Here is a 12,923-nt window from a genome sequence, read left to right on the forward strand (position 1 = left end):
GGTAGGGGAAATCATGGTCATCTAGATCGATTCGTGACCGAGCTGCTCGGGTGATTCATTGAATTGGAACAATAATCTCGTCCCTAAGAGAATGTCTTTGGGGCGGGATTTATTAATTACTTCAAAAAGATGATTTATACTGGAATTCACTTAACTGGGATGCAGCGATAACCGGACTGTCCACAAAAAAAATGATGTAATTCGCACCATATGCCCCTTCTCAAGACAAGGGGGTTTGTGTTAAACTCAACATGTCTGACAACCTGATAAGTTAACGAAAGAAAGTGGGGCTTCTCATGAAGGTTTCCTTATTTATTACGTGTCTAAGTGATGCATTATATCCCAAGGTCGGCGAAGCGATTGCAAGACTACTCGGGCATTATGGAGTTCTGCTAGAATTACCGACTGTACAAACCTGCTGCGGTCAGCCTGCATACAACAGCGGCTACTGGGATGAGGCGCGAACAACAGCGAAGACGCTACTTACCGCATTTGAAGATAGCGATTTTGTGATTTCGCCTTCGGGCTCTTGCACGTTTATGATTCATCACTACGCGAATCTATTTAAGGATGAGCCGGAGTGGCTGGAGAAGGCCATACAGCTTCAGAGTAAGACCTATGAATTCACACAGTTCCTTGTAAGTGTTCTTAATATCACGGACTTGGGTGCTGTTTTCCCACATAAAGTGACGTACCACCCTTCCTGTCACGGAAGTAGACTGCTCGGCGTCAAATCAGAGCCGCTCGCCCTCTTGCAAAACGTCAAAGAAATGGAGCTAGTGCCGCTTCCTTTTGCTGAGGATTGCTGTGGATTTGGCGGAACCTTCGCAGTAAAGATGGCCGATATTTCCGGTGCGATGGTACAGGAGAAAGTAGATCATGTGAAGGAAACTGAGGCAGAGGTGCTGGTTGGGCTGGATTTGGCTTGCTTGATGAATATTGCGGGCAATTTGCGTTATCGGAATGAGCCGGTGAGGGTGATGCATCTAGCTGAGCTGCTATATGAAGGGGTGAAGCGAGCATGAGTCACACGACGGGGAAATCATCAACGGTTAAGGAACGGGCGGATATCGCGCTGAATGATGAGTTTCTGCGCAAAGCGGTTAAGTTTACGACGGAGCGCCTGCGCGACGGCAAGTTGAAGGCAGCTGCCGATCATGGGAACTGGGACGATTGGCGGGAACGCGGCAGACAGATTCGTTTGCATACGATCGCTCATTTGGATTATTACTTAACGACGTTTGCGAACAATGCGAGAGCGAATGGGGTTCATGTGCATTTTGCGGATACGGATGTTGAGGCGGTCAAAATTTCCTTGGAAATAGCAGCAGCCAAACAAGCCAAATCGGTCGTCAAATCCAAGTCGATGGTGACGGAGGAGCTGCATTTGAACAAAGCGCTGGCTTCCATCGGCGTCGAAGCAATAGAAACAGATCTAGGCGAGTACATCATTCAGTTAGCGGACGAAACACCATCCCATATTATCATTCCAGCTATACATAAAAATAGATATCAAATCGCTGAGCTATTATCGAAGGATGCTGGGGAGACGTTGGCCCCGGATACGACGATTCTGGCTGGCTATGTTCGCAAGAAATTAAGAGAGAAATTCCTGGAAGCGGATATTGGGATGACGGGCTGCAATTTTGCCATTGCGGAGAGCGGATCGATGGTCTTGTTCGAAAATGAAGGCAACGCCCGCATGGTCACAACGGTGCCCAAGACACAAATCACGCTCATGGGGATGGAGCGCATTATCCCTACGTGGGCTGACCTCGAGGTCATGGCGACACTACTTCCGCGCTCAGCAACGGGACAAAAACTGACCGTCTACATGTCAGGCATCACAGGTCCGAGAAGAGATTTGGACGCTGATGGGCCGGATGAGATGCACATCATCATCGTAGACAACGGGCGCTCGCAGCAGCTCGGAGACCCGGAGTTCCAAGAGTTGCTCAACTGTATCCGTTGCGGCGCATGTTTGAACGCGTGTCCGGTGTACCGCCATATCGGCGGTCATGCCTACGGCGGCACATACAGTGGCCCTATCGGAGCGGTGCTCACACCAGCACTTAAGAAAAACGTGGCGGAATGGGATGACATCGCCAATGCTTCAAGTCTTTGCGGAGCCTGCTATGAAGCATGCCCGGTGAAGATTCCACTGCATGACATGCTGGTGTCACTGCGCAGGCGCAAGGTGGAAGCGGGCCATGTTGACAAGATCGAGGCAGTGGGTATGAAGGGCTTTGCTGCGGTGATGGGCAATGCCAAGCGTCTCAACGCCGTACTCAAGCTGGGCAGAATCGGCCAAAAGCTGGTCGTCCGTGAAGGGGGCATTCGTCTGAAGGTCGGTCCGCTCAAAGGGTGGAACTCCTATCGCGTAACGCCGAGCCTTCCGAAGGCATCCTTCCGCGACGGCTGGAAAACACTCGAGCAAGAGATTCGTCATGGGCTTACGGAGGCTGATCCTGCTATCCAAGCAAGAATGGCGGACGCACTAGCCGCTCGGGGCAAAAAGGGAGGAAACCATCATGGCTAGACGAGACATTACGCCAGACTGGCAGGCGAAGTTAAATAAGCTGGATCAGCAATCCCTGGCTGAGCAAGAACGATTCATCCAAGGCATCGCCCAGAAACTGGGGCGTGCACGGGTAACAGAGAAGCCTACACATCCTTTCCAAGGGGCATCGGATAGCTGGAAAGCTTTTGACTGGTCACCCGAGGAGCGCATCGAGAACTTCACGGCCAACTTCCATGCCGCAGGCGGGCATGTTGTCAGAGTCCCTTCGATGGAGGCGGCGAAAGCAACCATCCAAGAACTCGTGGGCACGCTAAGTGTCAGACGTGTGATCCACCAGAATCAAGCGGAGTTACATGCGCTGGAACTAGCCGATGCTCTCCCAGAAGTCGACCTAGCGGTGTGGAATACCGATGAAGAAACCAACTGGAAGGCCAGCGCAGCGAATGCCGATCTGGGTATCGTCCTTGCTGACTATGCGGCGGCTTACACGGGATCGCTAACTGTGTTATCATCGAAAGAAAAAGGCCGTTCGGTCAGCCTGCTGCCAACGGCATTGATCGTCCTGCTGCCGATTGAACGCTTGAAAACGAGACTAGGCGAAATTCTCACCCCATTCGATCAGATAGCAAGGAAAGACCTGCCTGCCGGCATCCACTTCATCTCAGGGCCCAGCCGTTCGGCGGACATTGAGAATGATTTGACGATCGGTGTGCATGGTCCAGGGATTGTTCACGTGCTGCTTATCGGATAGAACCTGATAGAAGAGGTACCCCTATGGAAGTTACGAAGCTGCACAAACAGAATCACTATGATGAGATTGCCCAGCAGATCAAAGATATGATTGTACATGGCCAGTTGAAAATGGGCGATAAGCTGCCTTCCACGAAAGAGCTGTCCGAGCGTTTCGGCGTCGGTCGTTCCACGATGAGGGAGGCTCTCAGCGCCTTAAAGGCGATGGGTCTTATCGAGATTCGCCAAGGCGGCGCGTGTCGCGTGATTCGGCAAGCGCCTGCCGAGGTGTCACTGCCCGAGTGGACGTCACTTCGCATGAATCGGACGACGCTCCTCGAGCTCATGGAAGTGAGACAATCGTTGGAGATCTCGATCGCAGCCATTGCTGCGCGGAAGAGAACGCCCGAGGATCTCGCACAACTCCAGCTCATCATGCAGGATATGGAGAACTCGATTAACGATGATGCAGAGGGTGAACGAACCGATCTTGTCTTCCACGAGCTGCTTGTGCAAGCGACGCATAACGCAATCATGATGCAGACGTGCGATTCGATCCGCAACGCGATGGAAATGATGATTCGCGACATTCGTCGTGCGGAGCTGTATGCGAATCAGGAAGTGGCTGTTCAGCTTTTGAAGGAACATAAAGTTATCTATGAAGCGATTCACAGCGGAGATCCTGAGCTAGCCTCTCAAGCGATGCGAGTGCATTTGGAGCATGTGGAAAGTATTTTAATCAAATATATATAAAATGTGAAAAAAAAACGGCCATTCCCAAAGGAGATCGGTCGTTTTCGCATTTCCCAATTTGGCTAGCTTCCAGCAGCACGCAATCGGAGCACATAATTGCGTTCAAACTGATCGGCTGATAAAGGCCCAGCCAATAAGTAACCTTGTACCTGGTCACAGCCGTGACTTTTTAGAAAATCAAATTGTGCCTTTGTTTCAACGCCCTCCGCAATAATATCCAGCTTTAAGCTGCGTGCTATTTCAATTTTTTATTCTAATGAATTCTGCAACAAACCATCAATTTCGCAGCGCTGTTCACTTAATTCTAACAAATTCTGAAACAACAAAAACGGAGCGCTGCGGGTTTGCGGGCTCCGTTTTCTAATTAATTCTGGAATATCACTTTTTTTTTTTATAAATTATAAGTTCCTACTGAGAAGGTATCGCAGTGGCTCCGGCGGTTCTTTTTTAATATCCGTCGCTTGTTATATTTACAGTATTCGGTAAAAAGACGTTTGATGGTCTGGTAAAAATTGTATTTCATCACTTTGGAAAAAAATGAGCCGGATTATGAAGGTTAACCTCAATGACATATATTGCCCTTCTTGTCTACCGCCAGATCGATCCCGCTTTGGTATAAAATTTTCCAAATTGAACATCATAAACTAAAATGTACCAAAAGGAGTCGTTCCACATGGTTTCTTTGACGTTTATATTTGTATTCTTAAGCCTCATTACGGTTTTGGCTCTCTTCGACGCAATCATCTACCAGCAATCTTTGTTTCAATCTTACCTGGAATTGGCAAGCATTCACACGAGCTTCGGGGGGCCCATCCTGCTCCTGCAATTAGTTATGGCATTGGTCGTAAGTCTATTTATGGACATCAAAAAATTTCGATCGGTATACCGCAATGAATCCAAGTCGTGAGCAAATATCTCTATCACAACTATTTTTGCTGATGGTTACATTTGAAACAGGCAGCGCCATCATTTTCGGCATCGGCAGCGATGCTAAACAGGACGCATGGATTTCGATCTTACTGTCATCTGCAGTGGGAGTCGCTCTGCTGCTGATCTACTTCGGGTTTATGCTTCGGCTGCCAGAACGGAATTTCTTTCAAATCATGGAATTTGCCATGGGTAAGCCAATTGCGGCCGTATTTATTTACCTTTATGTTATATATTTCTTCTACATTTGCATACGGGTAGATCGTGACTTAATAGAGATCATGAAAACCACACTCTTGACCCAGACGCCAGTTGAGATCTTGCATCTTTTCTTTTATATCCTTTGTATGTACCTTACAAGCTCGGGGATTCAAATCATGGGTCGGATCGGAGAGTTATTTGCTCCGCTCTTGATGGGTTTTTTATTTCTGATCGGCATTCTTTTAATTGCCGACGGGGACGTCTCGTATAAAAGACTGTTGCCCGTTATGGGCGAAGGTATCGGACCGATTATTAAAGCTGCATTCCCGAGCGTGATTACTTTTCCGTTTGGTGAGTTGATCGCATTCACAATGTTCATTCCGTTCACCTCGCAGTTCTCGAAAGCTCGGCGCGTCGGTATGTTTGCTATCTTAGCTAGTTCTTTTGTTATCGTCTTCTCTTGTATTATCCAAATCGGCACGATTGGCATAGATGCAAGAACAAGGGCAACCTTCCCATTGCTTAGCGCCGCACGCATTTTAACCATAGGATATTTTATTGAACGTATTGATGCGCTAGCGACATTCATCGTGATGCTGGGCATCGTGATCAAAGTGTCCGTCTTCTTTTACGGCGGACTAAAGGGATTGGAACATTTGACGAACGTACGATATCAATTGTTTGTCATTCCAATTGGGTTGATCCTTTCGGTCTTGTCTGTTGTAGTTTCCCATAATTTTGCCGAACACGTTTTTGAAGGCATTAAACTCGTTCCCTATATCCTTCATATTCCGTTTCAAATCGCTTTTCCATGCGTATTATGCGGAATCGTAATATGGAGAACTAGAAAACGGGCAGCTGCAGGCAATAAATAGTAAGGTGGGACTTTCCGATGAATAATACAGATCAAGCAACGACGAGAAACTCGCTGCTTCCCGAAGGAATGAACAATGCTCCCTTATCGCCCATTTTGGAAACGAATCTGGATAATCTCAAAGCGGCGTTCGGCAATACCCTTGACATTCGCTTCGACCGGATGCTTGTGGATAGGCAAAGCGCCTTATTATGCTTTCTCGATAGTATGACAAACACGCAGGAAATCGACACCATCAGACAGCCTTTACTGTCTCCTGCCCATGCATCCCAAGATTTCAATGACTTGGAGCATTTCCGGATGCAGCTGTTTCCGGGATTTTCTTATCTCATCGTAACCGAACTTGAGAAAGCTTTATCAAGCCTATTGGACGGATATGCTTTATTATTCTTCGATCAAATTGATAAAGCTCTTGCTCTTTCAATTGTTAATCTCAAGTCCCGAAGCATCGAAGAGCCTACCACGCAAACCATCATCCGTGGTCCGAAAGATTCGTTCACGGAAAATATGCAAACAAATATTTCCCTTGTCCGGCGCCGGATCAAACATACCGCTCTTCGATTTGAATCCCTACAGCTAGGCAAAGATACGAATACCTCGGTTGTCATGGCATACATGCAAAATATTGCAAACGAGCACATCGTGGCGGAATTGCGCCTCCGTCTGCAGCGGCTGCAAATTGGCGCGTTGATGGATTCTTCTGTTCTCGAAGAATCGCTAAGCGACAATATGTATTCGCCTTTCCCCATGTTTCTTAACACAGAAAGACCTGATACTGCAGCCGGTAGCCTAATCCAAGGGAAGATAGTTGTCATCGTGGATGGAAGCCCGTTTGCGATTATAGCTCCAGCTGTGTTCAACGATTTCTTCCGAAGCCAGGAAGATTATTATCAATCCTACCTAATGTCAATGTTCATCCGTTTGATTCGTTTCATTTCGCTTTTTCTTGTTACGATATTGCCAGCGTTTTATTTGGCAGTCACGACCTATCATCAAGAACTGATACCGTCCTTGTTGTTAATCACGATTGTTTCACAACGGGAATTGGTTCCTTTCCCTACCGTCATCGAAGTACTGCTTATGGAAACCACCTTCGAAATTCTCAGGGAGGCTGGAATACGTATGCCGAGAGCTGTCGGCAATGCGGTGTCCATTGTCGGTACTTTGGTAATCGGACAGGCTGCAGTCGAAGCTGGTATCGTGTCGAGTGTTATGGTCATTATCGTTTCACTTACAGGAATTGCCAGTTTTGTCGTGCCTGTTTACTCCATGGCACTTACTCTTCGTTTGCTTCGTTTCATGTTAATCCTATTAAGTGCTGCATTGGGTTTATACGGTATCGGGTTCGGTTTAATTCTCATCATGATTCATTTAGTAAAGCTAAATTCGCTGGGAATTCCTTACTTAACACCATTAGCGCCTTCCTCTCGACGGGATATTATCGGGGTATGGATTCGTCTGCCTTATCCAAAAATGTTCCAAAGAAGCTTCTTCTTAAAAACAAAATCGCCGCTTTACAAAATGAACAAAAAAACAAAAGATTGAGGGGCCTCCAGCAATGAATACGATCAAACGATCTCTATTATCGGGAATAGCACTGCTAATCCTATTGTCAGGATGTGCCACAGTTGAAATGAACAATTTATTTGTTGTATTTGGGATGGCATTGGATAAAGGCGAGAACATGAAATGGAAGCTTTCCGTACAAATTATTAATCCGACGGAAATGGGCAAAAAAACAGGGGGAGGTTCTATTCCAGCTATCGTTTATAGTCAGGAAGGGAATTCGGTAGAGGAAATACGCCGCAAAATGAATGCAGGGCTTCCTCGAAAATTGATTTATTCGCATGTTCGAGTATTTGCACTGAACGAGGAAGTGGCCCGTGAGGGCAATCTGGATTTTTTGGATTTTCTGGAAAGAGATTGGGAACTGCGGGACGATTTCAACATGGTCTTAGTTACTCGCGGCACCGCTTTGGAAGTCATCTCTACTCTTATACCGGCAGGTATTTCACCCTCGACCAAATTGTTTCGGCAAAGCGACAATTTTAATAATGATTGGGGAGGAGCTTCGCAAGTCAAGATGAAAGACATGATCGAAGCGTTCACATCTGAAGGAAGGGACCCTGTCATCGACACGGTTACCGTCCAAGGGAATGCGAAAACAGGCTCGAAAGATGAGAATTTAAAATCCGTTATCATTCGTAATAATGTGATCTTGTCGGGACTAGGCGTGTTTAACAAACAGAAACTTGTCGGACTCCTCAATTTAGATGATACGCGCAACTACTTATGGACACAGAACATGATTAAAAACACTGTAGTGACGGTACCCTGTAAAGACAACGGGCATTTTGATGTCAGTGTTTATGATTCAGGAACAAAAATAAAGGCGTTTTACAGTGCCGGCACCCCTATCGTAACCGTTAAAGTATTCATCAACGGCATCGTTGAGGGGATTTCATGCAAAGCCGATTTATCCAAGCCTCAAACATTCAAAAAACTGGAACAATTGGCTGAGCTTAAATTAAAAGCATCCATAGAGAGTACCATGAAGAAGGTGCAGGTCGAATACGGATCTGATATTTTTGGATTCGGTGAAGATATGTACAGACAGGATACGGCCGCTTTCAAAAAAGTTCGTCAAAACTGGAACGAAGAGTTCAAGCGCGCAGTGCTTAAGGCCGACGTCTCCATCTATATAAGAAGAACCGGACTAAAGATGAAAAGCTACACGGATGAGATTAAGTAAAACTGAGTTCTCTCCGAAGTCAATAGGGATAGACCTCTACAGCTTTGTATTATACCCATTTAAAAAAGCCGCGAAAGCTTGATATTACGTGTTTTTTTTCGTTTATGCCCAAATTTTCCATTATTCTTTTATTTGGCTTTAGTAAACTGATAAAAGTGATGACTTGAAAGTTGCTAAAGTTAAGTGGAGTAAAACGCCGATGCCGTTTACTAAAATCGTGATGGGGGTAAGATGTAAATGAATCGAAAAGTCATGCGGATTTATCGTAACTTATTAAGTTTCATGCTGGGATGCTGATTTTTTTGTCAGGCATATCCTATATGGGCGCACCAATGGTTGCCCAAGCAGCGTCCAAACAATGGGTCGGTGTAGGCTTCGGCGATTTTTCGAGAGGTGTTGATTTTTTATACAAGTATAGCCATCGACAGCAGCGACACGCCCTATGTTATGGCGTACCTCTTATCTTAAGAGGACGCTTTTTTCATGCGCTGGGAAGAATCATGACGGTGAATTTGGAGATGGATCGAAGTTATTAATGAAATAAAATATTTAATACTAAAATTCGTTAGAAATGAATGTATATTTATGCAAGTGCAGTTAAAAGTCTAGAATATTTTTCTAACTAATTCTGCAACAAACCGCCAATTTTGCCGCGGTTTACTTCAAATTTTAATGAATTCTGGAACAACAAAAACGGAGCGCCACGGGTTTGCGGGCTCCGTTTTCTAATTAATTATGGAATATCACATTTTTTGTTTTTTTTGTTTTTTTATTATTTTCATAATTAACTTAACTGTAAATGTTTCGAAATTTATTGTAGTTTTTGTTTCAAAAAAACTGTGAACCAGATTCTAAGATTTTATATCGCCGCGCGGGTTTTCAACAATACAATTAATTTAATAATGTGCTAATACCTGAAGAAGAGCTTGATTTACAAAAGTTGAGTGTTTTATTGAGAGTAAGTAAAAGGAAACTTTAATCCATATAGACAAAGGTTATTATTTTGTAAATGTGGATTTGACTTTAGAGATTCAAAAGTAGAAATAACACTATCATCATTTTTAAATTATTTAAATGATAGGTTTAATAATACTAATTATTATCAACCGGGAACGAAAGGCTTGGCGCAATGGTATTCTGTAAGGCTAAGGCGATTCGCGAGTCATCGAAAATGACTGGGGGAAACCTCTTCTTTTTTCAGAATGAAGTTACGGAAGGGGATGCGAGACCTGTCCTTGGGGGAATTCTCTCAGGAAAAGAGTCAGTGGTTGGGGATTCCAGCTTAGAGGGGAAATTGACTTCCTTCTGAAGCTGTCTTACAGAGAATTGAGCGTGGGATTGGGCGTTTAGAGGGTTGAATATATGTAAATATCAAAAAACAGTATATCAATGCTAGATTACGATATAGGATGAATAAAATATAATGTTAAAATAAAGATTGCATGGAGGGGTCAGAAGATAATGGCTCTTTGAGGCTTTTTTTCTTAACATATTAACGGAGGTGCCCCGCGATATCTTGCTCGAACACTATGAGGAAGTACGGTGGAGAATAAATTGAAGTATGTACCGCTACAGGCTCTGTATGGAAGGAGTTAGCGGCAACTTTTTTGTGAAGAGGAGCGAATCATTTGAAGCTGAATTACACGAAACCTGCATCCTATTGGACAGAGGCGCTTCCGTTAGGAAACGGCCGTATCGGAGCGATGGTATTCGGAGGGATTGAGACCGAACGCTTGCAGCTGAATGAGGATACTCTATGGTCGGGGGAACCGAAGGACGGGACGAACCCGAACGCCCAGAAGGCGCTTCCTGAAATTCGCCGTCTAATTAACGAAGGGAATTATGAGGAAGCGGACGCTCTTTGCCAAAAAGCGATGGGTCCTTATACGCAATCATATATGCCTTTGGGGGATTTGACCGTACACTTTTATCACGGCGATAATGCCACACAGTACGAACGTTTGCTGGATCTGGAGACGGCGTCCGCATCGGTTCGGTATAGGATCGGCGAAGTCACATACACCCGAACCTGCTTCATTTCCTTCCCGGATCAAACTCTTGTTATGCGGATCGAGGCTGACCGTCCTGGCATGCTGAACTTTACGGCCAAGCTATGGAGTCCGCTCCGGCATCAAACCGGTCCCGAGGGCGAACGCATCGTGATGAGAGGTAGGGCTCCGATCCATGTCGACCCGAATTACTATCAGACCAGCAATCCGATTCGCTATGGCGAATCCGGCACACGTTTCGATGGAAGGCTCGCTATTCGGACCGAAGATGGCCGCACCTATGCCGATCATGACGGACTGCATGTCGAATCAGCTACGACCGCGACCATCATTTTCAGTACAGCAACGAGCTTTCATGGTTTTGACCGTAATCCGGCAACGGAGGGTGTCGACCCTTCCCCAATCGCAGAGAGACACTTGAACGCGGCTCTTAATAAGACCTATTCAAAGCTTTATGCCTCTCACATTGCCGATTATCGCGTTTTATACGATCGAGTTATCCTTGATTTGGGGCCATCCGACATTCCGGGCGACGTACCGACAGACATACGCGTTGCCGAATACGGAGTGAAGGACAAGAAACTGGTGGAACTCCTGTTTCAATTCGGCAGGTACCTGCTGATCGCGAGTTCCCGGCCCGGCACGCAGGCGGCGAATTTACAGGGAATTTGGAATAAGGAAATACGGCCGCCCTGGAGCAGCAATTATACGTTAAATATAAACGCGGAAATGAATTATTGGCTCGCGGAGACGTGCAACTTGGCCGAATGCCATGGGCCGTTGCTTGATTTCATCGGCAATTTGGCCAAGTCGGGGGCGGAAACCGCGCGCATCAATTATGGCGCCCGAGGATGGGTCGCGCATCACAACAGCGATATCTGGTGCCATTCCGCGCCGGTAGGAGACTTCGGCAACGGGGACCCCGTTTGGGCGAGTTGGTTCATGGCCAGTCCTTGGCTAAGCCAGCATCTGTGGGAGCATTATGCATTCGGTGGAGATACGTCGTTCCTTCGTGACAACGCTTATCCGATTATGAAGGAAGCGGCTCTTTTCTGCCTGGATTGGCTTCAGGAGGAACCGGACGGTCGGCTGGCCACATCGCCATCCACCTCCCCCGAGCATAAGTTTGTATTGCCGAACGGCCAAATGGCTGCCGTCAGCAAAGGGGCGACGATGGATCATGCACTGATCTGGGACTTGTTCACGAACTGCATCAAGGCGGCGAATATACTTGGAATGGACGATAGCTTCCGGGAGGAGCTGGCGGAGGCTAGGTCTAGGCTGCTTCCGTATCAGATCGGCAAATACGGTCAGCTTCAGGAATGGTTTCTTGATTTCGAGGATCAGGATGTGCAGCATCGCCATGTGTCGCATCTGTTCGGCGTTTATCCCGGCTGTCAGTTGACCGCGGAGGCTACGCCGGAGCTATTCGAAGCGGCCCAGCGCTCGCTCGAACGGCGCAGCGATATCGGCACTGGCTGGAGCCTCGCGTGGAAAATCAGCCTGTGGGCACGATTCGGCGACGGAAACCGCACCTTGCAGCTAATCGGGAACGTGCTGAATCTCGTTCACACCGATGTGGGCAGCGTCACAGGCGGCGGCGTTTATCCGAACCTATTCGGCGCGCATCCGCCGTTTCAGATCGACGGAAATTTCGGCTTAACGGCCGGTGTAGCCGAAATGCTGATGCAGTCTCATACCGGTGCCATCCGTCTGCTGCCTGCTCTTCCAAATGCATGGGAAACCGGCTCAGTCAAAGGACTTCGAGCAAGAGGGGGCTTTGAGATCGGCCTTGCCTGGGAGAACAACGCGCTCGTAAAGGCAGAGATTCGTTCGCTTCTCGGCGGTCCTTGCTGTGTTACGGCATCGGTTCCGCTGAAGGTGGAAGCGGACGGCAGAACCGCCCAGTTCGAAAGCAACGCATGCGGGACGATTGCTTTCGATACGGAGCCCGGGTTTATTTATAAGGTTAAGCCTTCATAGCAAACCCGCGGCATTTCTAAAACAACAATTTCCGAAGAGGTCTAAAGACCGGAGCTAAATCCGACAGCATAATGGAATTAGTGAACGTTTTCAATTTCTGGCGGGGCTGAAATGTACAGATTTCATAACTTCGTTTTCGACCTCTCCCGAACAGAAATTCTTGATTGGGGATAA

The 12,923-nt window shown here is 46.9% G+C and carries 11 protein-coding genes; 10 read left to right on the forward strand and 1 reads right to left on the reverse strand.

Going from position 1 to position 12,923, the window contains the following annotated elements:
* Positions 1-296 precede the first annotated feature (296 nt).
* From ASG85_RS14620 to ASG85_RS14635, 4 genes are read left to right on the forward strand one after another with little or no spacing between them, the layout of a single operon-like run.
* The gene (locus tag ASG85_RS14620) at positions 297-1,025 is read left to right on the forward strand and encodes a (Fe-S)-binding protein (protein WP_057306855.1); all 729 of its coding nucleotides are present in this window, start codon (positions 297-299) and stop codon (positions 1,023-1,025) included.
* Positions 1,022-2,539 carry a LutB/LldF family L-lactate oxidation iron-sulfur protein gene (locus ASG85_RS14625; RefSeq protein WP_057306854.1) on the forward strand — a complete coding sequence of 506 codons (1,518 nt, stop codon included), beginning with the start codon at positions 1,022-1,024 and terminating at the stop codon, positions 2,537-2,539. Before ASG85_RS14620 ends, ASG85_RS14625 begins: the two co-directional genes overlap by 4 nt.
* Positions 2,532-3,272, forward strand: a complete 741-nt coding sequence (locus ASG85_RS14630; RefSeq protein WP_060646639.1) for a LutC/YkgG family protein — start codon at positions 2,532-2,534, stop codon at positions 3,270-3,272. Before ASG85_RS14625 ends, ASG85_RS14630 begins: the two co-directional genes overlap by 8 nt.
* A 23-nt stretch (positions 3,273-3,295) precedes the next feature.
* On the forward strand, positions 3,296-4,003 hold the full coding sequence (locus tag ASG85_RS14635) for a FadR/GntR family transcriptional regulator (protein WP_057306852.1): 708 nt from the start codon (positions 3,296-3,298) through the stop codon (positions 4,001-4,003).
* A gap of 62 nt (positions 4,004-4,065) precedes the next feature.
* Here the strand turns inward: ASG85_RS14635 and ASG85_RS39875 are convergent, their stop codons facing one another.
* Complete coding sequence (locus ASG85_RS39875) at positions 4,066-4,248, reverse strand: EAL domain-containing protein (RefSeq protein ID WP_082562574.1); 183 nt, start codon at positions 4,246-4,248, stop codon at positions 4,066-4,068.
* A 428-nt stretch (positions 4,249-4,676) separates the two neighbouring features.
* Between ASG85_RS39875 and ASG85_RS14640 the strand changes: the two genes are divergently transcribed.
* The 6 genes from ASG85_RS14640 to ASG85_RS14670 all read left to right on the forward strand — a co-directional run bounded on the left by ASG85_RS14640 (position 4,677) and on the right by ASG85_RS14670 (position 12,749).
* Positions 4,677-4,910: a hypothetical protein gene (locus ASG85_RS14640; protein ID WP_057306851.1), complete on the forward strand. Its 234-nt coding sequence runs from the start codon at positions 4,677-4,679 to the stop codon at positions 4,908-4,910.
* Positions 4,894-6,006: a GerAB/ArcD/ProY family transporter gene (locus tag ASG85_RS14645; protein ID WP_057306850.1), complete on the forward strand. Its 1,113-nt coding sequence runs from the start codon at positions 4,894-4,896 to the stop codon at positions 6,004-6,006. Before ASG85_RS14640 ends, ASG85_RS14645 begins: the two co-directional genes overlap by 17 nt.
* 17 nt (positions 6,007-6,023) lie before the next feature.
* A complete protein-coding gene (locus tag ASG85_RS14650; RefSeq protein ID WP_057306849.1) occupies positions 6,024-7,550 on the forward strand; it encodes a spore germination protein in 1,527 nt (508 codons plus the stop codon).
* A 13-nt stretch (positions 7,551-7,563) separates the two neighbouring features.
* On the forward strand, positions 7,564-8,757 hold the full coding sequence (locus tag ASG85_RS14655; RefSeq protein ID WP_057306848.1) for a Ger(x)C family spore germination protein: 1,194 nt from the start codon (positions 7,564-7,566) through the stop codon (positions 8,755-8,757).
* A gap of 302 nt (positions 8,758-9,059) precedes the next feature.
* Positions 9,060-9,293, forward strand: a complete 234-nt coding sequence (locus tag ASG85_RS14660) for a hypothetical protein (RefSeq protein ID WP_057306847.1) — start codon at positions 9,060-9,062, stop codon at positions 9,291-9,293.
* A gap of 1,092 nt (positions 9,294-10,385) precedes the next feature.
* Complete coding sequence (locus ASG85_RS14670; protein WP_060646641.1) at positions 10,386-12,749, forward strand: glycosyl hydrolase family 95 catalytic domain-containing protein; 2,364 nt, start codon at positions 10,386-10,388, stop codon at positions 12,747-12,749.
* Positions 12,750-12,923: the final 174 nt, after the last annotated feature.

It is taken from the genome of Paenibacillus sp. Soil724D2 (assembly GCF_001427935.1).
Classification (GTDB): domain Bacteria; phylum Bacillota; class Bacilli; order Paenibacillales; family NBRC-103111; genus Paenibacillus_E.

Excerpts from the sequence above, each read along its gene's own strand:
- ASG85_RS14650 (WP_057306849.1), top strand. The coding sequence starts at position 6,024 with ATGAATAATACAGATCAAGCAACGACGAGAAACTCGCTGCTTCCCGAA.
- ASG85_RS14655 (WP_057306848.1), top strand. The coding sequence starts at position 7,564 with ATGAATACGATCAAACGATCTCTATTATCGGGAATAGCACTGCTAATC.
- ASG85_RS14645 (WP_057306850.1), top strand. The coding sequence starts at position 4,894 with ATGAATCCAAGTCGTGAGCAAATATCTCTATCACAACTATTTTTGCTG.
- ASG85_RS14635 (WP_057306852.1), top strand. The coding sequence starts at position 3,296 with ATGGAAGTTACGAAGCTGCACAAACAGAATCACTATGATGAGATTGCC.
- ASG85_RS14620 (WP_057306855.1), top strand. The coding sequence starts at position 297 with ATGAAGGTTTCCTTATTTATTACGTGTCTAAGTGATGCATTATATCCC.
- ASG85_RS14625 (WP_057306854.1), top strand. The coding sequence starts at position 1,022 with ATGAGTCACACGACGGGGAAATCATCAACGGTTAAGGAACGGGCGGAT.
- ASG85_RS14630 (WP_060646639.1), top strand. The coding sequence starts at position 2,532 with ATGGCTAGACGAGACATTACGCCAGACTGGCAGGCGAAGTTAAATAAG.
- ASG85_RS14640 (WP_057306851.1), top strand. The coding sequence starts at position 4,677 with ATGGTTTCTTTGACGTTTATATTTGTATTCTTAAGCCTCATTACGGTT.